This window comes from Providencia sp. PROV024 (genome assembly GCF_032709665.1).
Lineage (GTDB): Bacteria > Pseudomonadota > Gammaproteobacteria > Enterobacterales > Enterobacteriaceae > Providencia > Providencia huashanensis.
On record NZ_CP120545.1, the window covers coordinates 339,739 to 364,575 of the forward strand.

Annotated in this window: 18 protein-coding genes and 1 tRNA gene; 10 read left to right on the plus strand and 9 right to left on the minus strand. The window is 40.8% G+C overall.

From position 1 onward, the window contains the following. Nucleotides 1-18: 18 nt before the first annotated feature. The 5 genes from recG to gmk are packed head-to-tail and all read right to left on the minus strand — an operon-like array spanning nucleotide 19 to nucleotide 5,927. The gene (recG, locus tag P3L56_RS01580; protein ID WP_129466947.1) at nucleotides 19-2,100 is read right to left on the minus strand and encodes an ATP-dependent DNA helicase RecG; all 2,082 of its coding nucleotides are present in this window, start codon (nucleotides 2,098-2,100) and stop codon (nucleotides 19-21) included. A 15-nt stretch (nucleotides 2,101-2,115) separates the two neighbouring features. Then, nucleotides 2,116-2,829, minus strand: a complete 714-nt coding sequence (gene trmH, locus P3L56_RS01585) for a tRNA (guanosine(18)-2'-O)-methyltransferase TrmH (RefSeq protein WP_166685433.1) — start codon at nucleotides 2,827-2,829, stop codon at nucleotides 2,116-2,118. A gap of 5 nt (nucleotides 2,830-2,834) precedes the next feature. Further along, nucleotides 2,835-4,952 (minus strand): bifunctional GTP diphosphokinase/guanosine-3',5'-bis pyrophosphate 3'-pyrophosphohydrolase, encoded by a 2,118-nt coding sequence (gene spoT, locus P3L56_RS01590; RefSeq protein ID WP_272686252.1) that lies wholly within the window; start codon nucleotides 4,950-4,952, stop codon nucleotides 2,835-2,837. Nucleotides 4,953-4,971: 19 nt separating this feature from the next. After that, on the minus strand, nucleotides 4,972-5,247 hold the full coding sequence (gene rpoZ, locus P3L56_RS01595; protein ID WP_004262665.1) for a DNA-directed RNA polymerase subunit omega: 276 nt from the start codon (nucleotides 5,245-5,247) through the stop codon (nucleotides 4,972-4,974). A 56-nt stretch (nucleotides 5,248-5,303) separates the two neighbouring features. Next, nucleotides 5,304-5,927, minus strand: coding sequence for a guanylate kinase (gene gmk, locus P3L56_RS01600; protein WP_042847679.1), 624 nt, complete (start codon nucleotides 5,925-5,927; stop codon nucleotides 5,304-5,306). Between the two features lie 316 nt (nucleotides 5,928-6,243). On the opposite strand from gmk, the gene ligB reads away from it, so the two are divergent. Further along, nucleotides 6,244-7,953: an NAD-dependent DNA ligase LigB gene (gene ligB, locus P3L56_RS01605; RefSeq protein ID WP_210831520.1), complete on the plus strand. Its 1,710-nt coding sequence runs from the start codon at nucleotides 6,244-6,246 to the stop codon at nucleotides 7,951-7,953. Nucleotides 7,954-8,064: 111 nt separating this feature from the next. Here the strand turns inward: ligB and P3L56_RS01610 are convergent, their stop codons facing one another. Continuing rightward, nucleotides 8,065-8,679, minus strand: coding sequence for a trimeric intracellular cation channel family protein (locus P3L56_RS01610; RefSeq protein ID WP_042847674.1), 615 nt, complete (start codon nucleotides 8,677-8,679; stop codon nucleotides 8,065-8,067). 122 nt (nucleotides 8,680-8,801) lie between these two features. On the opposite strand from P3L56_RS01610, the gene P3L56_RS01615 reads away from it, so the two are divergent. Next, nucleotides 8,802-10,130: a DUF3748 domain-containing protein gene (locus P3L56_RS01615; RefSeq protein ID WP_198861075.1), complete on the plus strand. Its 1,329-nt coding sequence runs from the start codon at nucleotides 8,802-8,804 to the stop codon at nucleotides 10,128-10,130. Between the two features lie 313 nt (nucleotides 10,131-10,443). On the opposite strand, the gene P3L56_RS01620 is transcribed toward P3L56_RS01615, so the two are convergent. Continuing rightward, nucleotides 10,444-10,752: a YceK/YidQ family lipoprotein gene (locus P3L56_RS01620; protein WP_166685436.1), complete on the minus strand. Its 309-nt coding sequence runs from the start codon at nucleotides 10,750-10,752 to the stop codon at nucleotides 10,444-10,446. Between the two features lie 387 nt (nucleotides 10,753-11,139). On the opposite strand from P3L56_RS01620, the gene P3L56_RS01625 reads away from it, so the two are divergent. After that, nucleotides 11,140-12,798 (plus strand): putative transporter, encoded by a 1,659-nt coding sequence (locus tag P3L56_RS01625; protein ID WP_042847668.1) that lies wholly within the window; start codon nucleotides 11,140-11,142, stop codon nucleotides 12,796-12,798. 265 nt (nucleotides 12,799-13,063) lie between these two features. On the opposite strand, the gene P3L56_RS01630 is transcribed toward P3L56_RS01625, so the two are convergent. Continuing rightward, a complete protein-coding gene (locus P3L56_RS01630; RefSeq protein ID WP_042847666.1) occupies nucleotides 13,064-14,320 on the minus strand; it encodes a valine--pyruvate transaminase in 1,257 nt (418 codons plus the stop codon). Between the two features lie 206 nt (nucleotides 14,321-14,526). Beyond that, nucleotides 14,527-15,090, minus strand: coding sequence for a DNA-3-methyladenine glycosylase I (locus tag P3L56_RS01635; protein ID WP_042847664.1), 564 nt, complete (start codon nucleotides 15,088-15,090; stop codon nucleotides 14,527-14,529). Nucleotides 15,091-15,289: 199 nt separating this feature from the next. Between P3L56_RS01635 and glyQ the strand changes: the two genes are divergently transcribed. The 7 genes from glyQ to dppC all read left to right on the plus strand — a co-directional run bounded on the left by glyQ (nucleotide 15,290) and on the right by dppC (nucleotide 24,827). After that, complete coding sequence (glyQ, locus tag P3L56_RS01640; RefSeq protein ID WP_004262647.1) at nucleotides 15,290-16,198, plus strand: glycine--tRNA ligase subunit alpha; 909 nt, start codon at nucleotides 15,290-15,292, stop codon at nucleotides 16,196-16,198. 9 nt (nucleotides 16,199-16,207) lie between these two features. Beyond that, complete coding sequence (gene glyS, locus P3L56_RS01645; protein ID WP_210831519.1) at nucleotides 16,208-18,277, plus strand: glycine--tRNA ligase subunit beta; 2,070 nt, start codon at nucleotides 16,208-16,210, stop codon at nucleotides 18,275-18,277. A 220-nt stretch (nucleotides 18,278-18,497) separates the two neighbouring features. Beyond that, nucleotides 18,498-18,574: transfer RNA gene (locus tag P3L56_RS01650), tRNA-Pro, on the plus strand. A gap of 228 nt (nucleotides 18,575-18,802) precedes the next feature. Next, entirely contained in the window at nucleotides 18,803-20,377 is a 1,575-nt protein-coding gene (locus P3L56_RS01655; RefSeq protein ID WP_166686798.1) for a ShlB/FhaC/HecB family hemolysin secretion/activation protein, read from the plus strand. 605 nt (nucleotides 20,378-20,982) lie between these two features. Next, entirely contained in the window at nucleotides 20,983-22,590 is a 1,608-nt protein-coding gene (dppA, locus tag P3L56_RS01660; RefSeq protein ID WP_042847660.1) for a dipeptide ABC transporter periplasmic-binding protein DppA, read from the plus strand. Nucleotides 22,591-22,894: 304 nt separating this feature from the next. Next, nucleotides 22,895-23,914, plus strand: coding sequence for a dipeptide ABC transporter permease DppB (gene dppB / locus P3L56_RS01665; RefSeq protein ID WP_048605437.1), 1,020 nt, complete (start codon nucleotides 22,895-22,897; stop codon nucleotides 23,912-23,914). Nucleotides 23,915-23,924: 10 nt separating this feature from the next. Further along, a complete protein-coding gene (dppC, locus tag P3L56_RS01670) occupies nucleotides 23,925-24,827 on the plus strand; it encodes a dipeptide ABC transporter permease DppC (protein ID WP_042847657.1) in 903 nt (300 codons plus the stop codon). Nucleotides 24,828-24,837 lie beyond the last annotated feature (10 nt).

Consider the following 24,837-nt stretch of genomic DNA (forward strand, 5'->3'; position numbering starts at 1 on the left):
TAGGTTGCTATGTAATAATTAAGCGTGGCTATATTGTTCCCGCTCTGGTAACCAGCGATCAATAATTTGCTGCGCGTTTTCAGGGTAGTGTTGCTGAATATGACGAGCAATGCGTTGCACTTCTGGCAACATATATTGGTCGCGTAATAAATCAGCGACTTTAAAATCGGCATTACCCGTTTGCTTCGTCCCTAATAGCTCCCCAGGCCCGCGAATTTCAAGGTCTTTTTGGGCGATCACAAAACCATCATTGCTGTCTCGTAAGACTTGCAACCTTTGCTTTGCGGTGTGAGTTAACGGTGTTTTATAGAGTAATACACAGTGGGAGGCGATAGCCCCTCGCCCTACACGCCCTCTTAATTGATGCAGTTGTGCGAGGCCTAAACGTTCAGGGTTGTCGATTATCATTAAACTGGCATTAGGCACGTCTACACCGACCTCAATAACCGTGGTCGCAACAAGTAGCTGAATTTCATTATTTTTAAAAGCAGCCATGATGCTTTGTTTTTCTGCGGGTTTCATACGACCGTGTACCAAACCCACTTTCAATTCAGGCAATGCTAGGGCTAATTCTTCACTTGTTACCTGAGCGGCCTGAGCTTCTAATAACTCCGAATCTTCAATCAAAGTGCATACCCAATAGGCTTGGCGGCCTTCTTCGATACAAGCTTGGCGAACTCGTTCGATAATATCATTACGCCGTGTATCCGGTATTGCAACCGTAGTTACAGGTGTTCGACCCGGTGGAAGTTCATCAATAATTGATGTATCTAAGTCTGCATAGGCGGTCATTGCTAGCGTGCGTGGAATGGGCGTTGCGGTCATAATTAATTGATGGGGGTGGAAGCCTTGTTTTTCGCCTTTTTCACGCAGAGCGAGCCGCTGATGAACCCCAAAGCGGTGTTGTTCATCAATAATTACCAGCCCTAAAGCTTTAAAGCTGACTTGTTCTTGGAAAATAGCATGCGTCCCAACAACCATTGCCACTTCACCATTGGCTATCGCTTCTTGTTGCTGTTGGCGTGCTTTACCTTTTTGCTTCCCAGCGAGCCAGCCAACTTTGATACCTAAAGGTTCGAACCATTGCTTAAATGTATTAGCATGTTGCTCCGCTAAAATTTCGGTAGGTGCCATTAAGGCAACTTGTTTGCCATTCTCGATAGCACAGAGAGCCGCTAAGGCCGCGACAAGGGTTTTCCCTGACCCGACATCACCTTGAATTAAGCGCATCATAGGCGCGTTTTTAGCAAGGTCTGCTTCGATTTCACTGACAACTCGATTTTGAGCCTTGGTGGGTGAAAAAGGAAGTTGGGCTAAGAGTTGTGTTTTTAGCTTACCATTATTGATTAATGGCTCTGCATACAGACGCTCATTACCTGCACGGATCGCTAACATACTTAGGTGGTGAGCGAGTAGCTCTTCAAGCACTAAACGTTTTTGGGCTGGGTGATGACCTTTTTCCAGTTCACTCAACGCGACGTTTGGTGGAGGGGTGTGCAACAGGCGTATTGCATCTGGTAAGCTAATCATCCCCCGGCTAAGTTCTTCAGGAAGTAGTTCTTTAATTTTCCCATTACTAAGCAGAGCAAGAGCTTGATCGATGACTTTGCGTAATGTGGCTTGGCGTACCCCTTCTGTTGTGGGGTAAACCGGTGTTAAATTTTCTTGTAAAGTAACATTATCGGCATCTTGAGAAACTTTATATTCAGGGTGAATAATTTCTGGGCCTGTATTTCCTCGACGTACTTCACCATAAGCTGTAACCCGACGCCCTTCGGCTAAGTTGTTTTTCATCGCCGCAGAAAAATTGAAAAAACGTAAGGTGAGGTTGCCGGTTCCATCTGTTATCAGGCAAGTCATCATCCTTCGTCGTCCAAAGACAACTTTTGTTTGTAACACCTCGCCAGTAATAGTTGCTGTAGTTCCAGGTAAAAGATCTTTGATTTGGTAAAGGCGGGTATGGTCTTCGTAGCGAAGAGGAAAATGGAGGAGCAGATCTTGAACGGTGTTCAAACCGATTTTACGCATCTTTTCTGACTGGCTTGCACCAATTCCATGCAATGAGGTCAGAGAAATGGTATCAAGTAGCCCATTATTCATATTATGTCCTTTTCCTTAACCAAATTGCCGTCTTTTCATTTTTTCAGTTAATTGCATTTGTACCCACCATTCGTCATCAGCTTCAATCTGCCCCTGATCATTAATAAATGGGCGAGGAAGGCCTTTACGTTTAGCAACCTCTGCCAGTACAGGGTAGCCACCTTCAAATAGCCATTCTTGTTGTTCATGTGGCGATAGTAGGCTGTATTCGCGTTCATACATGCCCGCTTGCTGCCGTTGCCTTTGTGCTTCATATAGGATTAATGCACAAGCAACTGAAACGTTTAGAGATTGCACCATGCCTGCCATTGGAATGATGATATGGCTATCCGCTAATGTGAGAGCTTGTTGTGAAATTCCTTTTTTCTCTTGCCCCATCATAATACAAGTTGGACGGGTATAATCAATCTCGCGAAAATCAACCGCATGCTCAGATAAGTTGGTTGCTAGAACTTGCATATTTTGTGATTTTATTTGGGTAATCGCATTTTCAGTTGATTGATGCGAAATGATTTTTACCCAACTATTGCTTCCCGCGGCTGAGGAGACAGAGAGCCTCATCTGTTGGTCGGGCCAAATAGCATGAATTTGATGGACCCCTACGGCGTCAGCGCTACGTACAATAGCGGAAACATTGTGAGGTTTGTGAATTTCTTCAAGACAGAGAGTTAGGTCGGGTTGCCGCATCGCCATCATTTGGCAAATGCGGCGATAGCGGCGTTCATTCATAGTAGTTAATTACGGTTTCGGCTAACACGTAGGACATCTGGCATGATACGAATTTTACGCATGACATTCGCCAATTGAACACGGTTTTTAGTTGTTAGGCGGATAAAGGCACAATACACGCGACCATCTTTTTCTTCAGTATTCATACTTTGAATACTAGAGTTTGCATCATTGATTGCGGCAGTTAAGTTTGCAAGAGCACCTTGGTGGTTGATCATATCCACTTTAATTTCAGCGATGAAATCGGTATTAGTGTCGTTATCCCAGTCGACCGGCATAAATTTATCGGGTTCTTTTTGATAACCGCGTATATTGCGACAAGATTCATGGTGGATAACCAAACCTTTACCGGGACTGATATGTGCGACAATTGGGTCGCCGGGAATAGGGCGGCAACATTTGGCGAAAGTAATTAAAACGCCATCAGCCCCTTTGATTGATAATTTGTTGCGACTTTCTACGACAGGTTGTTCTTCCGGTGTCGTTTGAGCGTTATTTTGTAAATTACGGGCAACGACTACGCTCATTGCATTCCCCAACCCGATTTCTGCCAGTAGGTCATCAATTGAGTTTAGTTTCATGCGTGCCAGTTCAGCATCGATGTTCCCTTGGGGGATATCCGCTAATTTATTTCCGGCTCCTAAAGCGTGATTCAGTAAACGGCGACCTAAGTTGATAGAATCTTCACGTTTTAAATTCTTTAATAATTGGCGTATTTTGGCGCGAGCCTTCGAACTCACGACAAAATTAAGCCAAGCTGCATTTGGCCGCGCACTAGGAGCAGTAATGATTTCGACAGTTTGACCACTAGTGAGTGACTGTGATAACGGATAAGGCTGGCGGTCAACACGGGCGCCTACGCAGGCATGGCCAATATCAGTATGCACGGCATACGCAAAGTCAACAGGCGTTGCTCCGGTCGGTAATTCAACAATTCGCCCTTCCGGTGTAAAAACGTAAATTTCATCAGGGAATAAGTCTGATTTAACGCTTTCAATAAACTCAAATGAACTGCCCGCACTTTGTTGTAATTCAAGCAAACTTTGCATCCAGCGCTGTGCTCTAACTTGCGCTGTAGTGCCTTGTTCACCTTGTTCTTTATAAGCCCAGTGTGCAGCAACCCCCATTTCAGCCATTTGGTCCATATCTTCAGTACGAATTTGTACTTCAACAGGTACCCCGTGAGGCCCAATTAGAGAGGTATGTAGCGATTGATAGCCGTTAGCTTTAGGAATAGCAATATAGTCCTTTATGCGCCCCGGACGTGGCTTATATAGACTATGCATTTGGCCTAACACGCGGTAGCAAGTATCCACATCTTTGACAATAACCCTGAAAGCATAGATATCCATGATGGAATGGAAACGCTGCTCTTTTTGGTGCATTTTACGATAGATGGAATAAAGGTGTTTTTCCCGCCCACTGACTCGGCAAGGTACACCAGCTTCGGTTAGGCGGCCGTCAATTTCAGAGAGGATTTTTTGGATCATCTCTTTACGGTTACCTCTAGCCGCTTTTACCACTTCTTTGATTACGCGGTAACGGTTAGGATATAACGCTTCAAAACCGAGTTCTTCGAGCTCTGTTTTTATATGATGTATACCCAATCTATGAGCTAAAGGGCTATAGATTTCAAGGGTTTCACGAGCAATGCGACGGCGTTTATCAGGCCTTAAAGACCCTAAGGTGCGCATATTGTGAGTGCGGTCTGCCAGTTTGATCAAAATGACCCGGATGTCTTTTACCATCGCCATGATCATTTTGCGGAAGTTTTCTGCTTGAGCTTCTTTTTTGTCGCGAAAGTTAAGCTTGTCTAGTTTGGATACCCCTTCGACCAAACCGGCCACCGTGGTACCAAACAGCTCTTCTATATCTTGGAATGTCGCTGGAGTATCTTCAATCACATCATGAAGTAGCGCTGCCATAAGTGTTTCATGATCCAGCCGCATTTCAGCAAGAATACAAGCAACAGCAACTGGGTGAGTTATATAAGGCTCACCACTCGAGCGGGTCTGTCCTTCATGGGCATCCCGCGCGACAACATAGGCTTTTCTTAGTAATTCAACTTGTTCTTTAGGGAGATACTTTTGAATGACTAAATTAAGGCTTTCAAACAGATACAAGGCAGACCCACCTTAGTGATTAGCGACGACCTTCAGCGATTGCAGAGACTGCCTGCATTTCAGCCGCTTCTTGCTCTTGCTGCTCTTGGCGCTCACGCACATCTAAAATGTGACCGTTGATTAAGCCTTCTTCTACTTCACGTAACGCGATAACAGTATATTTATCGTTTTCTTCAGGAACTAAAGGGTCTTTTCCGCCCGTTTGTAACTGACGAGCTCTACGTGCTGCGACCAATACGAGGTCAAAACGGTTACCAATTTTCTCTACTGCGTCTTGAACAGTTACGCGTGCCATAAGTGTGCTACTCCAAAGAAATAAAAAAATGACCTGATATGATACTGAAACTATTCTCAGTCTGCTAGTAATTTGCTGATTAAAGCACCATGTCTTTGAACTTGGCGCTCTAATTTCAAACGTTCAGTTCGGATGATAGATTGTAAATCACTTAATGCCGTGTTGAAATCATCATTAACAATAAGGTAATCATACTCGTTGAAATGTTCAATTTCACCTACTGCTTGCGACATCCGTTTTTCAATCACTTCATCGCTGTCTTGCCCACGGCCTCGTAACCTACGATATAACTCATCTTTTGATGGAGGGAGAATAAAAATACTACGCGCTTCAGGCATTTTTGCCCTAATTTGTTGCGCTCCCTGCCAATCAATATCTAAAAAAACATCGACACCGCTATTTAGGACATCTTCGATGATAGGTTTAGACGTTCCATAATAATTACCAAAAACACAAGCATGTTCTAAGAACTCACCTTTTTCGACCATACCTAAAAAATCAGCTTCAGATACAAAGAAATAGTGTTCGCCATGAACTTCCCCAGGACGTGCTGCTCGTGTTGTATGAGAAACAGAAACTTGAGTGTCATACAATGGTTGTGTTTTTAATAAAGCCTGAATGAGACTTGATTTACCCGCACCGCTAGGCGCAGAAACAATATATAACGTGCCTTGTATCATGATGATTTCTTGAATAGTCGAGGATTAAACATAAAAGATGGTGATAAACCCGACATAGTATACACATACTTGCGCTAACATGCAGCGATAACAATAAACCATGAATTTTAGATAAAAATATTTAATTTGCGATCAAGTTGTGAGCCGGTTCCAGAAATTAGTCTTTTACTTATGAAAATCACATTTTTTTTTGCGAAGACTTTTGTAAATAACGGCATTTTGATATGAGTGCTACAAAAAATAGCTTCATGCTTAAGGGGGTAGAAAAGAGCTAAATGAAGGCACCGCCATCGGTGGATAACGACAAGGAATGTTTATGTTTTCTATTATCTGTAGGTATATATTGGTTTTAGTTTATAGGCTAAGCAAATTAATTGTTGGGTTAGTGGTTGGTGTAAATGTGGTGCAGGCGGCGAGTAATCATTCAGTTGACGGACTGTGCGAAGCAAAAAACCTCACCTCAATAGCTCAAGAGAGTAATAGGTTAGGGGGACAATTACAGAAGTGGGATCAGGCTTATCAGTTATCAGGTAGTAGCCCAATTAGTGATGAAGCCTATGACCAATTACTCAACCTATGGCGCTCTATGCAGCGGTGTCGCCAGCTTTCAGAAAAACTTCCCCCTGTCCCTCTTCCTGAAAAAGTGTTATTGGCTAAACACCCAATCCCCCATACAGGGTTAAAAAAACTTAATGAACGAGAAGTCTATAACTGGATAAATACACGCAAGGATATTTGGCTTCAACCAAAAATCGATGGTGTAGCAGTCAGCTTGGTTTATGAAGATGGGCAACTTATTTCAATGATAAGTAGAGGTAATAACCTTGAAGGCATAGAGTGGCGAGCAAAAGCGGATTTTATCCCTACAGTACCTAAAAAAATTAAACATCAGGGGACATTAATCCTTCAGGGGGAGCTTTTTTGGCAAATGCATGAACATATTCAAGCAGAATATGGGGGAATGAATGCGAGAAATAAAGTCGCTGGGTGGTTAATGCGAAAAAATTTGCCAACATCCAATGAAAATAATATTGGCATTTTCATTTGGGCGTGGCCATCGGGAAATACTGACCCCAAAACACAGCTGTCATTACTTTCTAAAATCGGCTTCCCACTTGCAGAGCAATATAGCCATAAGATTGAAAGTAAAGCTGACGTTAAGCAATTACGTGAATATTACTATCAAAGTAAATTACCTTTCGTAACCGACGGCATAGTATTAAAAAGTTTCCCTGCCCCAAGCGCACAAGCTTGGCAGGCTAAGCAAAATAGTTGGGCGATAGCGTGGAAATACCCGTTTCGTAGCACGTTGTCAGGTATCGTCGAATTACAGTTCAAAGTAGGTCGAACAGGGCGGGTCAGTGTTGTCGCAGTCATTAGCCCAGTGACGATTGATTCAAAAAAAATTTCTAGGGTAAGTCTAGGGTCGCTGTCTTCATGGAAAAAACGTGATCTGTTAGTCGGAGATAAAGTCCTTGTCTCCCTTTCAGGGTTGGGGACACCGAAAATTGAAGAAGTTGTTTGGCGACGAGAAGAACGACTTTATCCTGATACCACCAATTTTATACAATTCCACTCATTAACTTGTTTTACTTATACGAGGTCTTGCCTGCAACAGTTTGTTGCGAGGCTCGTTTGGTTAGGTAAGCAATTAAATATGAAAGGGATCAGTGAAGCCACATGGCAGCAGTGGGTCACTCATAATAACCTCACTCAGCTAACAACATGGCTATCAGAGTCATGGCAAAATAGTTTACCTAAAAATAAAAGAAATCAGTTATTAATTGAGCAATTAAGATTGGCCAGTGTCCAACCACTTTCTGCATGGTTAAGGGGGCTAGCGATCCCTTTACCAAAAGAATATATAGGGCGAATTACTGATTTGAAAATGTTGGATAACCAATCTGTGATTAACAAAATGAAATTAACCGCCAATCAAAAGAAAAAACTTAGCAAATGGTTAGCAGAGCCTGAAGTCCAATTGATTCTACAAGTGTTGGCGGGTAGACAAGTAAACTCCCCTTAATTTAGTGTTGTTAATGGGGAGTAAGTAATCACTCAAAAGTTGTTATTCAACATACGGCAGAGCCCCGTCGTTCAGTTCACTTTGGGGCGAGAAGTTTGGTTATAGAGGTAATTAATCTTGGCTTTCATAATTAAAAATGGGAAGCCCAAGGCGATAGCGAATTGCTATTAACCTAGCACTTAAGCCAACAACAAGGGTAATGATAACGACAATATCTTTGGGGAGTGGGGTATGCACCAAACCGATGTAAATCCAAGCAGCGGCAAAAGAGACACCCGCATAGACTTCTTTTTGGAACACTAAAGGTATGGTATTACACAACATGTCTCTTAAAACACCACCAAAAACACCAGTAATCACTGCGGCGATTGCTGCAATGATTGGGCTGTAATTCATATCTAACGCAATTTGAGCGCCAAGTATAGAAAAAACAATAAGCCCGATAGCATCCAAAATTAAAAATAACCGTCTTAAGTGTTTCATCATCGGAGCTATCCAAATTGTTACAATAGCGGCTCCAGCAACAGTCAGAATATACTCTGGGTGTTCGACCCAACCAAGAGGGTAGTGACCAAGTAAAATATCACGGACGGAGCCACCGCCAATCGCAGTGGCAGATGCAATAATGATGACGCCAAAGACGTCCATTTTTCTCCGACCAGCAGCAAGCGCCCCAGTCATGGCTTCGGCGGTGATACCAATGATATAAAGTACACTTAATAACATGATGGTTTTATTCGATGCTAAGGTTATTACTAAAGGGTATTATTACTTTAATAACTTCTCGACTGAGATTTTCTAGTACTCAATAGGGTAGATTAGTTAAAGTAATCCGATAGTGATAGTTAATGATGCCAAAGGATAACAGATTGAATAGCAAATTACCTTATAAAGAAACACGTTTAACCTATGATAATAGATGTCATCAGCTAACTAATATTAATGTATGGACGCCTGATAGCGAATGGTTAGCTTATGATGTCCGTCCAAGCGGGAGCTCTTTTACTGGTTTATCGATAGAAAAAATTCATGTAAATACGTTACAACTGGTTGAGATTTATCGTGCGAGTCACGGGGCTCATGTCGGTGTTGTTACTGTCAGCCCAAATTCACCGGCCAAATATGCCTTTATACACGGCCCTGAATATCCAGATGAGCATTGGCAGTATGACTTTCATCATCGTCGAGGAGTATACGTTCATGATGAACAGCTAAATGTTGCCTATCCTATTGATGCCATGTGTATTACACCTCCTTATTTAGTGGGGGCGTTAAGGGGAGGCACTCATGTACATGTTTTTAGCCCTGATGGAAAATGGCTGAGTTTTACCTATAACGACCATGTAATGCATGAATTAGATGCAAAATTAGACCAACGGAATGTAGCGGTAGCCGTTCCAGCTGGGCCTGTTGAGGTCGCTGTGAAACAGCATTGTAGGGAATATAATGGGGATTATTTCTGTTGCGTAGTAACGCAAACCACATTAGAGCCTGCGCCAAATAGCGATCAAATTAGCCGAGCATATGAAGAGGGGTGGGTCGGGGTTAGAGGGTATCAAAAAAGCAATGGGGAGTGGCAAGAAAGGGCATTAGCATTTATTGGTGATACCCATTCTATAAATGGGGACATTGTGCCAGAGGTTTATCTTGTTGATCTCCCAGCAAAGCCTGAAAAATACACAATAGCAGGGGAGTTCCCCATTCAAGGCACGGAGTCACGGATGCCCTTTCCACCAAAAGGGGTGTCTCAAAGGCGTTTAACCTTTACACATCACAGAAAGTTCCCAGGGCTAGCAAAGCAGCCAAGGCATTGGCTTAGAGCCTCACCGAATGGTCAATCAATCGCCTGTTTGATGGCAGACGACCACGGTAATGCTCAGTTATATTTAGTAAATACACTTACAGGGGGGATATTACAAATTACTCATAGCTTATCTCCAATTCAATCAGCATTTAATTGGGATAGCACTGGTGAGTATATCGCTTTTATCTGGGATAACAGTGTAGTTCGTTGTCATGTTGCATCTGGGGCTATAGAAAGATTAACAGAGAGAACCCAGCAACCTCCAGTAGCAGATGCTGTTGTTTTTTCTCCTAACAATAAACTGATTGCTTTTATGCGTGACCTAGATGGTTTCAGGCAAATTTATATCGTAGAAACAGGGTTATCTTGTTAAATTTTAGTAAGGTATTCACTATTATTATGAATAAAAATGTTCTAGTTAACTTTTTTATTCATAATTTGCTTTATTTTATTCTGTTGTTATTTCTCGTCAAAGTAGGAAGATAACATTTAATTTAGGCTATATAAATAAGCATCTATAGTTTAATTACTTTGACCCAATAAAAAGATAATTCTAATCAAAACTATTATAAAAAATAGGTTGTTAGTTGCCTTTAAGTTTACAAAAATCCCATAAAACTAGTGGGTATATAATTATTTAAATTAAGTCATTACCATTAAAAAACAGGTAACATTAAATAAATTCATTAATTTATTGCTTTTTTATCTAATTCTTCCAAGCGCTTTTTGGGGGAATCTTCTTTTGAGTCGTTATTCGACCTAGAATAGTCTAATGGAATTAAAAGGGTATCCATTATGAAAGAAAATGGAAGGTCAATAGCAAGTAGCGGCCTAACAACCCAACCTGTTTCATCATCTTTAATCATTTTAATACTATTTTTAGAACCCGGATAATAGCCTTCTGAAGGGCCGGCATGAGTCATAATACTTGAACAACCACTTAAAATAACCGGTATTATAAGGGTAAGTAACCGTGCTGAAATTAAACTCGACATATGCTAGTTAACCTAAATTGGTTTGTTAGTTCTAACTTGTAGTTATAATAACTAAAAACAAAAAATTCACAATGACAGAGCGATATTATTATCGAATTTAACAAGATATATTTTTTATGTTAATGCATTATTTTTAAGTATTAGCTGAGGTTGTTTATTCTTTGTGTATCTATATAGACTGTGAATAACGTTAAAGAATAAAGGTTTACTATTCTATATTTGTTATCAGATTGAAAACTCAAATAAATAGCCATTTTAATTCATCCTGAACTGTGCTCTATGGCACATATTACTGCTGTGCTATTTGGCATAATCGATTCAGTAGTATGTTTTCTCGCCTATTTAGGTTGAGGTAATGGGTTACTTATCGTCAAAAGGATGCGGTCTATGAGTGAATTAGCTCTTACTGTAAGTTTGTTGGCGTTGGCTGCCGCGCTTGGATTATGGATTGGTAATTGGAAAATCCGTAATGTTGGGTTAGGTATCGGAGGTGTCCTTTTTGGAGGGATCATCGTTGGGCACTTTGCTCAAAGTTATGGTTTACAACTCAATAAAGACATGCTGCATTTTATTCAGGAGTTTGGCTTAATACTTTTTGTATACACGATAGGTATTCAAGTTGGACCCGGTTTTTTCTCTTCGCTTCGAGTTTCGGGCTTGAAGCTTAATGGCTTTGCATTGATGGTCGTTGTATTAGGGGCTGTTGTAACTGCAATTATTTATAAAGTCGCTAATATTCCTTTGCCAATCATATTAGGTATTTTCTCAGGCGCAGTAACCAATACTCCATCTCTGGGGGCAGGGCAGCAAATTTTAACAGATTTAGGCTCAGACCCAAATCTTGTTGACCAAATGGGAATGGGGTATGCCATGGCATATCCTATGGGGATTTGCGGTATTTTATTGGTGATGTGGCTTGTACGAATTATCTTTCGAATTTCAGTGGATAAAGAAGCGTCTGCATTCAATAGCTCTAATTTTCAACAGCGCGATGCCCTACAAACAATGAACATTGCTATTCGTAACGCGAATCTTGATGGTTTGATGATGCAAGATGTTCCATTGCTTGGTAGTGAAGCCATTGTTTGTTCAAGGTTAAAGCGTGGCGATATGCTTGTTGTCCCTCAACCAACAACAGAGATTCACTTAGGTGATTTACTTCATGTTGTTGGTCAGAAAGAAGATTTAAACAAAGTTCGTTTAATTTTGGGTGAAGAAGTCGATGCCTCGTTATCGACATCAAATTCAACTTTACATTCTGTCAGAGTGGTAGTGACCAATGATGCTGTACTAAGTAAACGGCTTAAAGAGCTAAATTTAAAACAAAAATATGATGTTGTGGTTACACGCCTAAATCGTACAGGTATTGATTTGGTGGCAAATAATAATTCAGTTTTACAGTTTGGCGATATTCTAAATATTGTTGGACGGCCTGAATCTATTGAAGCGGTGACTGCTTTATTAGGTAATGCGAAACAAAAGCTTCAACAAGTACAAATGCTTCCAGTCTTTCTTGGTATTGGTCTTGGGGTTGTATTGGGGTCTATTCCCGTTTTTGTACCAGGTTTTCCTGCCGCACTTAAATTAGGTTTAGCTGGTGGGCCGCTGGTTGTCGCATTAATTTTAGGCCGGATAGGGACTATTGGCCGCTTATATTGGTTTATGCCACCGAGCGCTAACCTTGCTTTAAGGGAGCTCGGTATTGTGATGTTTTTAGCTGTGGTGGGGCTAAATTCTGGCGGTGGGTTTATTGATACCTTAATTAAAGGTGATGGGTTAACGTGGATTGGCTATGGTTTGTTGATTACGTTTGTGCCTTTATTTATTACGGGGGTCGTTGCCCGAATTTTTGGCAAAATGAATTATTTAAGCCTTTGTGGAGTATTAGCGGGTTCGATGACTGACCCTCCGGCACTGGCATTTGCGAATGGTATTCACCCGACGAGTGGTGCCCCTGCATTATCTTATGCGACAGTATATCCATTGGCGATGTTTTTAAGGATTATTTCTCCTCAATTACTTGCAATCTTATTTTGGGCGGTTTAGCGTTTTTTTATAAAATAAATATATATTTTTCAATTTGATAGGGTGAGTTAGAAGGGCTGTGATTGATAAGGTACATAAAAAATAATAGTTAGTATCACGATATATAGAGATAAAAAGTACCGTTGTTCAAGCAATCACCAAGTCTAAAACCTGTTTTAATAGTTTTGAATGATATTCGTATTGAAAAATAAATTTGATTTCAATTACGGAGTTCTCGCTAATTTTAGCCCTTTCTATCATTGAAAGGGCTTTTTTTTACTTCAATTTAAGAAGTGACTTCTTGATAAGCTTTTTCTAATTCTTCAGCCAGTATTTTAATGCCTTGTTCAATTTTTGCGGGTTCAGGAACATAGTTCATACGCATACATTGGTGTGCATGTGGCCAATCTTGCTCGATACCAGGAAAAAAGTAGTGGCCGGGAACCATTAAGACCCCCCGTTTTTTCAAGCGTTGGTATAATTCTAAACAATTAATAGGTAAATCTTTAAACCATAGCCACAGGAAAATAGCCCCTTCAGGCTTATGTATTAAGCACTTATCTTCAGGGATATAACGGCGAATGATGTCAATTGCCTCTTCTACACGTTGTTTGTAAAAAGGCCCTATGACATTTTGGGACAGCGATATAAGGTCGTCTTTTTTCAGCATCTCTAAAGCTAGGGCAGGCCCAATCCCACCGGGAGCTAAGCTAATAATGCCATTCATGTTACTGACAGCTTCTATGATTTCTTCATTCGCGATGATAATACCGCAACGAGTCCCCGGTAAACCAAGTTTAGATAAGCTCATACATAGAATGACATTTTCATTCCAAAATGGTGTGGCTTCACTGAATATAATACCTGGAAAAGGAACACCATAAGCATTATCTATTAATAGTGGAATGTTATTTTGTTTAGCTAATTGATCTAAGTGTTCAACTTCTTCATCGGTAATTACATTACCAGTTGGGTTTGTTGGACGAGAAACACAAATAACACCAATATCATCAGTGACTTCTAGTGTATTGAAATCCACACGGTATTTAAATTGACCATTAGGTAGAAATTCAATTTGCGGTTTGTTGGCGACAAATAAATCATCGTCGAGCCCAGAATCGGCATAACCCACATATTCAGGCGCTAAAGGAAATAGAACTTTACGGGTGATACCATCTTCAAAGCGACCAGCTAGCAAGTTAAATAGGTAGAAAAACGCACTTTGGCTACCATTTGATAGAGCGATATTCTTCGCACTAATATTCCAACCTAGTTTTGCTTTTAGTGTTGCAGCAAGCGCTTTCAACATGGCATCTTTGCCTTGAGGACCATCATAATTACATAAAGTGTCCGTCAATTGGCCATTAGCACACATTTCAGTTAACAGATCTTGGAAATACTTGTCCATTTCAGGGATATGAGCTGGGTTCCCTCCCCCTAACATTATGGAGCCGGGGGTTCTTATGCCTTCATTCAAGTCTTTCATTAATAATGAAATACCTGAATTTTGAGCAAATTTATTACCAAATTTAGAGAATATCATCGCATTTATTCACATATGTCTATATAAATTGTTAATAGGATTTAAAACATACTCTGCTGAACCTTAGAGTTCAACCGCTCATTTGCATATATTTGTGATTTAAATATCTGGCAATGGATAAATTAAAGGATGAAAATTCTGCGATGTTAATGGTTTGATAGTTTCTTTTTCTTTTTATACGCTAAGTATCATCCATAAACACTAATTTATTTAAACTGGCAACAATGTATTAAATGGTCATTTATCATGCCAGTGGCTTGCATAAAGGCATAACAAGTAATTGAACCGACAAACTTAAACCCACGTTTTTTGAGCGCTTTAGAAAGCAGCATAGAAAGTTCTGTTTCGGCGGGGACTTGGGACGAGTTTTCCCAGCCATTGACAATAGGTTGGCCATTAACAAATTGCCAAAGAAAAGTGGAAAAGTCCTCTCCGCTTTCTTTCATTGCTAAATAGGCTTTTGCGTTGGCAATTATCGCTTTAATTTTTAACCTATTACGGATAATACGGGGCTCTTGCATAAGGCGTTCTATATCACTGTCGTTCATCAAGGCGATTTTTTTAGGATCAAATTGATAGAATAATTCCCGATAACCTTGGCGTTTTTTCAAAATAGTGTACCAAGAAAGACCTGCTTGTTGCCCTTCAAGGCAGATCATTTCGAACAGGGCTTGGTTATCATGGGTTGGTTTGCCCCATTCATGATCATGATAAGCAATATATTCAGGGTCTTTATTAACCCAATGGCAACGTGTTGATGCTGTATTCATTTTTCATCCTTTTTACAATCATATTAATCTTTTTTAAAAATGAGATATTTATACTGTATAAATAACCAGCTTAAAAGGGGTGAAAGTATTTTTTTTTATTTTTAGAATAAATACAGACATATTCAATGCTGTATATCTTGCGGTCAAAGGGTATACTGACGTACTTTCATTAATTTAACGTATCGCGTGCGGATCTAACATGCAAAAGTTTGATACCAAAACCTTTCAAGGTCTTATCCTGACATTGCAGGATTACTGGGCGCGCCAAGGCTGTACCATTGTTCAACCACTGGACATGGAAGTCGGCGCAGGAACCTCCCACCCAATGACATGTTTGCGAGCATTAGGCCCTGAGCCTATTGCGGCGGCTTATGTTCAGCCATCTCGCCGGCCAACAGATGGCCGCTATGGTGAAAACCCAAACCGTTTGCAGCATTATTATCAATTTCAGGTGATTATTAAACCATCACCAGATAACATCCAAGAATTATACCTCGGTTCTTTAAAAGAACTGGGTGTTGACCCAACTGTTCATGACATTCGCTTTGTTGAAGATAACTGGGAAAACCCAACTTTAGGGGCTTGGGGTTTAGGTTGGGAAGTATGGTTAAATGGTATGGAAGTGACTCAATTTACCTATTTCCAGCAAGTGGGTGGGCTTGAGTGTAAACCTGTGACTGGCGAAATCACTTATGGCTTGGAACGCTTGGCGATGTACATCCAAGGTGTTGATAGCGTATATGATCTTGTATGGTGTGATGGTCCGCTGGGCAAAACCACTTATGGTGACATTTACCATCAAAATGAAGTTGAACAATCAACTTACAACTTCGAATATGCAAATGTTGATTTCCTTTTCAAATGCTTTGAAGAATATGAAAAAGAAGCTCAACATCTGCTCGCTTTGGAAACTCCACTTCCACTGCCGGCTTATGAACGTATCTTGAAAGCTGCTCATACTTTTAACTTACTTGATGCGCGTAAAGCTATTTCTGTTACTGAACGCCAACGCTATATTTTACGTATCCGCACCCTGACGAAAGGGGTTGCTGAAGCTTATTATGCTTCACGCGAAGCGCTTGGATTCCCTATGTGTCATAAGAATTAAGAGGCTGTCATGACTCAACAGACTTTCCTTGTGGAAATCGGCACCGAAGAGTTACCGCCGAAGGCTCTTCGTTCATTAGCTGAATCATTTGCTGCAAATTTTACCAGCGAACTTGATAGCGCGAATATTGCGCATGGCGCGGTAACGTGGTTTGCTGCACCCCGTCGTTTGGCACTAAAAGTTGCTGATTTAGCATCTTCCCAACCTGACCGTGAGGTTGAAAAACGTGGTCCTGCTATTTCTCAGGCTTTTGGCCCTGATGGCCAACCAACTAAAGCCGCAGAAGGTTGGGCTCGAGGCTGTGGTATCACCGTTGACCAAGCTGAGCGTTTAACAACCGATAAAGGCGAGTGGTTACTTTATCGTGCCCAAGTTAAAGGGCAAGCCGTGAATGAACTACTGGTTGATATGGTTAGCCGCTCACTTGCTAAACTACCTATTCCTAAATTAATGCGTTGGGCAGATAAAGACACCCAATTTGTTCGCCCTGTTCACACTGTAACATTGCTGTTAGGTAGTGATGTCATTGAGGGTGAAATTTTAGGTATTAAGAGTGGGCGCACAATTCGTGGGCACCGTTTTATGGGTGAAGCAGAATTCACCATTGATAACGCCGAGCAATATCCTGCTATCCTACGTGAACGCGGTAAAGTGATGGCTGATTACGAAGAGCGTAAAGCCGTAATCAAAGCGGATGCAGAAAAGGCGGCTCAAGCTTTAGGTGGTAACGCTGATTTAACTGATAGTTTACTTGAAGAAGTTGCTTCATTGGTTGAGTGGCCAGTTGTTTTAACGGCGAAGTTTGAAGAGAAATTTTTAGACGTCCCATCTGAAGCATTGGTTTATACCATGAAAGGTGACCAGAAGTATTTCCCCGTCTATGATAATGCGGGTAAATTAATGCCTAATTTTATCTTTGTGGCGAATATTGAATCTTCTGATCCTCAACAAATTATTTCAGGTAACGAAAAAGTTGTACGCCCTCGTTTAGCTGATGCGGAGTTTTTCTTTAAAACTGACCGTAAGCAATGTTTAGAAGACAACTTACCGCGCTTAGAAACGGTGCTATTCCAAAAGCAATTAGGTACTTTGCGTGATAAAACAGACCGTTTAGAAGCACTATCGGGTTGGGTTGCCAATAAAATTGGTGCAGACGTTAATCATGCGACTCGTGCTGGCTTACTCGCTAAATGCGACTTAATGACCAATATGGTGTTTGAATTCACAGATACTCAAGGTGTAATGGGTATGCATTATGCTCGGCATGATGGTGAATCAGAAGACGTCGCATTGGCTCTGAAAGAGCAATACCAACCACGTTTTGCCGGTGATGCACTTCCCTCTACTGATGTTTCTGCTGCATTAGCCATTGCTGAGAAAATGGATACACTTGCCGGTATCTTTGGTATTGGGCAGCACCCTAAAGGTGATAAAGACCCATTTGCTCTTCGTCGCGCGGCTTTGGGTGTGTTACGCATTATCGTTGAGAAAGGCTATCAGCTTGATCTCGTTGAAATGACCGCCGAAGCAGCTCGTTTATACGGCGATAAATTAACGAATAAAGACGTCGTTAATGATGTGGTCGAATTTATGCTTGGCCGATTCCGTTCTTGGTATCAAGAATTAGGTTATAGCATTGATACCATCCAAGCTGTATTAGCTCGTCACCCAACTCAACCTGCTGACTTCGATGCACGAGTTAAAGCTGTGACTCACTTCCGTACGCTAGATGAAGCACAAGCGCTTGCAGCGGCAAATAAGCGTGTTTCTAATATTCTGAGTAAATCAGAAGAAAAATTAGCGGATACTGTCTTAGCTTCTGTACTGAAAACACCAGAAGAAGTGAAACTAGCAACTCATGTTGTAGTTCTACAAGAAAAGCTTGCTCCAATGTTTGCGCAAAGAAATTATCAAGAAGCATTAGCTGAGCTAGCTTCTTTACGCGATGTAGTGGATGAATTCTTTGAAAATGTGATGGTAATGGACGAAGACCAAGCGGTTCGTGTTAACCGTTTGACGCTATTAAGCCAATTACGTGAGCTGTTTTTAAAGGTAGCAGATATTTCTTTACTGCAATAACTTAAAATTAGGCCATAAACTGGTTTTATGATGCTATTTTTATAAAAGTTAATCTGTTTGATAAATAAGCACTAAATTAATTTAGTGCTTATTTTTTTAGTAAAATAAGGTGAGTTGCCTATAAACCTTACCATTTTGGTGGTTTTATCAGCACTCGAGCCAAATTAATAAAAAATGGGTTGACGACCCCCATTCTTGGCAGTATTATTCACACCGTTTTCGGCGAGTAGCGCAGCTTGGTAGCGCAACTGGTTTGGGACCAGTGGGTCGGAGGTTCGAATCCTCTCTCGCCGACCAAATTTTAAAACCCACCTCAATGAGGTGGGTTTTTCCGTTTATGGCACTTCTCATTTCCTCTCCATTTTTAAGAATAACTTTACTTGCATCCAACACCTAGATTCTGCTGATATAGATAAAAGCATACGGTTTGAGAATATCTCATGGGTTACGTATTTTTTGCTGGCAGCTCCCTCTATTAGGGTGGTTTTAGCTAATAAAACAGTTTTTCATGACAAGGACCTGTTAATGAAAGCAAAATACGTTGTACCAAAACACATTCGTTTTTTATTGTTAGGGTTATATATTCTTGTTACTTCTCACGCTTATAGTTCCGCTATAACTCAACCTATTAATACCGCGCAATGCATTCTTATTAATCAAGTTCATTTGGTAAATTCCCAGCGGTTAACTAAAGTAGAGCCAAGACGTATTAATGCATGGAGGCAGCAAATTGAAGGGCAATGCGTTGATGATCGTAAGCTATTGGAGTATGCCGATTATATTACAGCTGACCTTGTCCGCGCAGGTTATTTAACCTCATATTTATACTATCCTGAGCAAACATTTTTGTTTGGTATTTTGCGTATAAAAATCGTTGAGGGGACTATCTCTGCGGTGAGTTACCAAAATGAAAAAAACAAAGATCGCTCTTTATTATCTATTTTTCCACTGAAGCCAGGGGACCTATTAAATCTCCGCCATATTGAACAAGGCTTATCTAATTTACAGAATGTATCTTTACTTCCATTTCATATAAATCTAGTGCCTGATGACGTCGATAAAAATGCCACTCAAGTTATCGTTGTTGGCCAGCAACGCCGTGCATTAAATGGGGTGATTTCTTATGAAGCTCACAGGGCTGCTGGGCAAACGACTAATGTTATAAGCCATATATGGATGCTTGCAAATCCTTTACTACGAAGTGATTTTTTGTATTCAGAGGTTAACCATCACTTAAATGCTTTTAACGGAAGCGAAATGAAATCAATGGTATTGTTATATTCTCTCCCATACCACTATTGGCTATTTTCTGTATCTGCTGAGTACCATAAAAACCAAGTAGTAATAACAAATTATGATGTTAATTTACCTTTTCAACAGCGTAGCTGGGGTTTATTGCTACAAATTGAGCGCATACTGAATCGCACTGAAAACGCAGTTACTTCATTCGGTATTGGTAGCCAAGTTCAAAAAAGTGATACTTTTTTATCCGACTTACGTTTACAGACGCAAAAACGTCTGGCGAGCTATGCTATTGCTGAATTCTCACATCAGGTTGATTTTTTAAAGGGGAATACGCTTGTTTCTTTAAAATATAAACAAGGGGTAGATTGGTTTGGTGCTAATGCACAAAAAACGACAGGTTTGGATAAAGCACAAATCTTTCAGTTTTCACTGTCTAACTTGAGAGAAATACAGCCGTTTTATTATCTAAGCCAACTTGATGTGCAGTTAAGTCGTTCCAATCTAGATGCTTTATTAGAACGTGATACATTCATAGGAAATGGCGGTGTGAGTGGTTTTCTTACGGGGGTAAAACATTTTGAAATGGGGGATCATAGCTTAAAATTTCACAATGAGCTGCGGTGGCAGACTCCTTGGCCACATGTACAGTTGTATTCGTCATTAGGCTTAGGAACAACGGCGAATGACCGAGCGACATTTTGGAAAGAGAACCTACTGTTAGGCTGTAAAATAGGCGCGAAAGGTCAGTTAAAGGGCTTGTCTTACCATTTATTCATTGATACCCCTTTATGGCAATCTCAGCCGCTTGCTTTCAATACAGTCAGTTCCGGTATTAAATTCAGTTTTCATTATTAATTTAATTGGTTTTTCCTGTATCCATTTGTTTTTATTCTATATATTTTAATTTTGGATAATTATATCTTTTATGGTGGGTATAAAAGCATTTTCTGTATTCAGTCTAATTAAATAAAAAAGTGACATATAGCGATTTTATTCTTTAAGTTATCAAATAGTTAAAATTATGTTTAGCTTGTTTAGTTGAATGTTTTTTGTCTGCATGAAAAACAAGCTAAATAATAACAAACTAAAATAGTTTCTAACTTTATTTCCTTTAGAGTTTTATTTTGCATACCTCCGTATAGCACGCTATATTCGTTCACTAATTCAGCACTTAATCACAAATATAAAAATAAATAGCTCAAACATAAAACACTAATCATCAATAATAATGTGGTTATAACGTCTGCCTTTTGTCTTGATTGGTAATATATTAAGCTAATTTAGCGTGACAAATGTTTCTAATATGTTACGAGAGTTGTGGGTGTGTAGCAAATATGGCTATTGACGAAGTGAGTGACAGTTGATTAATTGCACAATGAATAACAAAAAATACAGATACTACATCTGTCATTTATATGACGGGTTTAGGCATTAAGCAAAAACAACATAGGAGCATACAGATGCGCTCTATTAAAAAGACAGGTCTACTTACTGTAGGGTTAACATTAGCAGCATTGGCTGTATCGGCCTCAGTACAAGCAAAAACATTAGTTTATTGTTCAGAAGGTTCTCCTGAAGGTTTTAACCCTCAACTCTTTACTTCTGGAACAACGTATGATGCAAGTTCAATCCCATTATATAACCGTTTAGTTGAATTTAAATTAGGGACAACAGAGATCGCACCTGGCTTAGCTGAAAGCTGGGAAGTAAGTGATGATGGCAAGGTATATACCTTCCATTTACGCAAAGGGGTTAAATGGCACTCTAATAAACAATTTAAGCCAAGCCGTGACTTCAATGCAGATGATGTGATCTACACATTTATGCGCCAAAAAGACGCTAATCACCCATATCATAAAGTATCAGGTGGTAGCTATGAGTACTTTATGGGCATGGATATGGACAAAATCATTGATAAAGTTGAAAAAGTTGATGATAACACAGTAAAAATTACGCTAACTCGCCCTGAGTCTCCATTCTTAGCGGATATGGCTATGGACTTTGCATCAATCCTTTCTGCGGAATATGCGGACCAAATGCTCAAAGCAGGTACGCCAGAAAAAGTGGACTTAAACCCAATAGGGACGGGCCCATTTGTTTTACAGCAATACCAAAAAGACTCTCGTATTTTGTATAAAGCCAATGATCAGTATTGGGGTACAAAACCGAAACTTGACCGCTTAGTTTTCTCAATCACGCCGGATGCTTCAGTACGTTATGCTAAGTTACAAAAAAATGAATGCCAAGTTATGCCATATCCAAACCCGGCTGACTTAGAGCGGATGAAGCAAGATAAAAACATTACATTGATGGAGCAGCCAGGTCTGAACGTTGGCTATCTTTCATATAATGTTGAGAAAAAACCACTGGATAACCAAAAAGTTCGTCAAGCCCTCTCAATGGCAGTGAATAAAGACGCCATCATTGATGCGGTTTATCAAGGCGCAGGTCAGAAAGCGAAAAACTTAATCCCGCCAACAATGTGGGGATATAACGACGCTGTGAAGGATTATGAATATAACCCTGAAAAAGCAAAAGCATTATTAGCAGAAGCAGGCTTCCCTAATGGCTTTGAGATTGATTTATGGGCAATGCCAGTACAACGTCCGTATAACCCAAATGCGCGCCGTATGGCTGAAATGATCCAAGCGGATTGGTCAAAGATCGGTGTTAAATCTAAAGTTGTGAGCTATGAGTGGGGCGAATATCTCAAACGTGCGAAAGATGGTGAGCCTCAAACCGTGATGATGGGTTGGACTGGTGATAATGGTGACCCTGATAATTTCTTCGCAACATTATTTAGCTGTGCAGCAAAAGAACAAGGTTCTAACTATTCAAAATGGTGTAATCAAAGCTTTGAAAACTTGATCCAACCTGCACGTCAGACGGCTGATCATGACAAACGCGTCGAATTGTATAAACAGGCACAAGTCGTAATGAATGAGCAGGCTCCTGCGCTTATCATTGCACACTCAACGGTGTTTGAACCGGTACGTAAGGAAGTGAAAGGCTATGTGGTTGATCCATTAGGTAAACATCACTTCGAAAACGTCGACATTGAGAAGTAATCGTATCTAATCTGTTAATGCCCTTCGTTGCTAATTTGCAGCGCGGGGCGTTTTCTCCTCTAAGGGGTATTCTTCTAGATGATAATTTTGCACGGTGAGTTTTGTATTAAGTAGTCTGTAAATTAATCATGTTAACGGTTTCTTGCATCTAAGCGTGCTGTAAGCAGCACCCAGAAGGATCAATAACCCAAAGACTTAGAAGAAACAGAGAAGTTCAGTTGTTTGTGAGCACCCGGAAAATTTATTTTCTGAGTAGCCAAACGGACTAAGAGCCGTCAACGGCATTATTAAAGAGATTCAGGATATGCTGCAATTTATCCTCCGACGATTGGGGCTTGTGATCCCGACGTTTATCGGTATCACACTACTTACTTTTGCTTTTGTTCACATGATCCCCGGTGACCCAGTTATGATCATGGCTGGGGAGAGGGGGATCTCTCCTGAAAGGCACGCCTACTTAATGGCTGAGTTAGGCCTTGACCAGCCACTTTGGAAGCAATATCTGCATTATGTTAATGGGATATTTCATGGTGACTTAGGGATTTCTCTAAAAAGCCGTATTGGTGTTTGGGAAGAGTTTTTACCTCGCTTTTTAGCGACAGTTGAATTAGCCACTTGTGCAATGATTTTTGCGGTTTCTGTTGGTATCCCTGTTGGGGTTTTAGCCGCTGTAAAACGTGGGTCAATCTTTGACCACACCGCGATTGGTCTTTCTTTAACGGGTTATTCAATGCCGATATTTTGGTGGGGGATTATGCTCATCATGTTAGTGTCGGTGCAATTAGACCTCACCCCAGTTGCTGGGCGGGTGAGTGATATGGTCTTCCTTGATGATTCAAACCCACTGACCGGTTTTATGTTAATCGATACTTGGATTTGGGGTGAAGAAGGTAACTTTATTGATGCTGTTGAGCACTTGATATTGCCTTCTATTGTATTAGGGACGATCCCTCTGGCGGTTATTGTTCGCATGACGCGTTCATCAATGTTGGAAGTGTTAGGCGAAGATTATATTCGAACAGCGCGAGCGAAAGGCCTTGGCCGTGCACGCGTGATCCTAATCCACGCACTACGCAACGCTTTACTTCCCGTTGTAACGGTTATCGGTTTACAAGTTGGCGTCATGTTAGCAGGCGCTATTTTAACAGAAACTATTTTCTCATGGCCTGGGTTGGGACGTTGGTTAATCGAAGGGCTGCAACGTCGTGACTACCCTGTCGTACAAGGTGGCGTACTGCTCGTGGCAACGCTGATCATTTTTGTTAACTTAGTGGTCGACTTGCTATATGGCATTGTAAATCCACGCATTCGTCATAAAAAATAAGGAGCGCTAAATGTCTCAATCTACTGAGCCAACTGTTGTCAGCGCCCCACAGCCGATGACACCATTACAAGAATTTTGGCATTATTTTAAACGTAATAAAGGGGCCGTTGTTGGGATGTTTTATATCATCCTGATGGTACTAATTGCTATTTTTGCGGGTGTATTAGCACCACATGCCCCTGATGAACAGTTTCGTGATTTTTTATTGGCTCCACCAGTTTGGGATGAGGGTGGGAGCTGGCAGTTTATTCTAGGAACGGATGATGTTGGGCGTGATTTACTTTCTCGCTTGATGTATGGCGCTCGTTTATCTTTATTAGTTGGGTGCTTGGTTGTCGTGCTGTCCTTGATAATGGGCGTGACCATTGGCGTAATTGCAGGTTACTTCGGTGGTATTGTTGATGCGCTAATCATGCGTGTAGTTGATATCATGTTGGCATTACCTAGCTTGCTATTGGCTTTAGTTTTAGTCGCAATTTTTGGGCCTTCTATTGTTAATGCGTCTATTGCTCTGACTTTTGTTGCTTTACCTCACTATATCAGGTTAACGCGTGCCGCCGTTTTAGTGGAAGTGAACCGTGATTATGTGACGGCCTCTCGAGTTGCTGGTGCAGGCTCAATACGTCAAATGTTTGTGAATATTTTACCTAACTGTTTGGCTCCATTGATTGTACAGGCCTCTTTAGGTTTTTCGAATGCTATCTTAGATATGGCTGCTTTGGGTTTCCTCGGTATGGGCGCTCAGCCACCAACTCCTGAGTGGGGAACTATGCTGTCTGATGTGCTGCAGTTTGCACAGAGTGCATGGTGGGTGGTGACTTTCCCAGGACTGGCGATTTTACTGACGGTGCTTGCGTTTAACCTGATGGGTGATGGTTTACGCGATGCATTCGATCCAAAACTCAAGCAGTGATGAGGTAATC